Here is a 745-nt window from a genome sequence, read left to right as displayed (position 1 = left end):
ATGGCATTGCCCTCGGCGAAATAGCCGAAGGCTCTGTCATAGTCCTTGAGATCGTCATTGGCCTTGCCGAGGCCAAACGACAGCTGCATGCGTGCCAGGCTGTCCTGAGGCGCCTTGGCGTGCTGCGCCTCCATGCCGGCCATTTCAACATCGCGCTCCTTCTGGCGCTTGACTTGCGTCAGCATCAGCCACGCGCGGGCCATGCCGGGCTGGATCGCCACCGCCTGCCGGAACAGGTCGGTCGCCTCGTCGAGCTTGCCCTTTTCCATCAGCCCGACACCCAGTCCGTGCAGCAGGTCGGCATCCCTAGGCCGGATGGTCAGTGCCTCCTGGAAGACAGCCAGCGCCTCGTCGAGGCGTCCGGCTTCCTGCAGGGTTTCGGCAAGCCCGATACGGGCGCGCACGTGGAATGGATTGCGCTGCACCGTGCCGCGATAGATGTCCTCGGCCTCGTCGAACCGGCCGATCTGCTTCAGCGATGAGCCGAGATTGTCGCGCGCCGCGAGCTGCTCCGGCCGCAGGTCCACCGCGCCGCGGAAGAAATCGATCGCCGCCGCGACACGGCCCAGATCGCGCATCACCGTGCCGAGATTGTTGAGGAAGTCGGGATTGGTCGGCTGCAGCTGAACCGACTGTTCGAGGAAATCCATGCCTTCTTCGCTGCGCCCAGTCTGGTGCAGCAGCAACCCCAGGAAATGCGCCGCGGCCGCGTGTTTGGGCTGACGCGTCAGCACCTGGCGGTAGA

At 65.1% G+C, this 745-nt stretch carries 1 protein-coding gene; it reads right to left on the bottom strand.

Annotated elements, in window-relative coordinates; genetic code table 11:
- The coding region (locus tag X744_RS139755; RefSeq protein ID WP_023763235.1) for a tetratricopeptide repeat protein at positions 1-745 on the bottom strand (745 nt) is incomplete at both ends.

This window comes from Mesorhizobium sp. LNHC252B00, assembly GCF_000502955.1.
Lineage (GTDB): Bacteria > Pseudomonadota > Alphaproteobacteria > Rhizobiales > Rhizobiaceae > Mesorhizobium.
The sequence above is the reverse complement of the archived record's forward strand: the minus strand, read 5'-3'. Positions and strand labels throughout refer to the sequence as shown.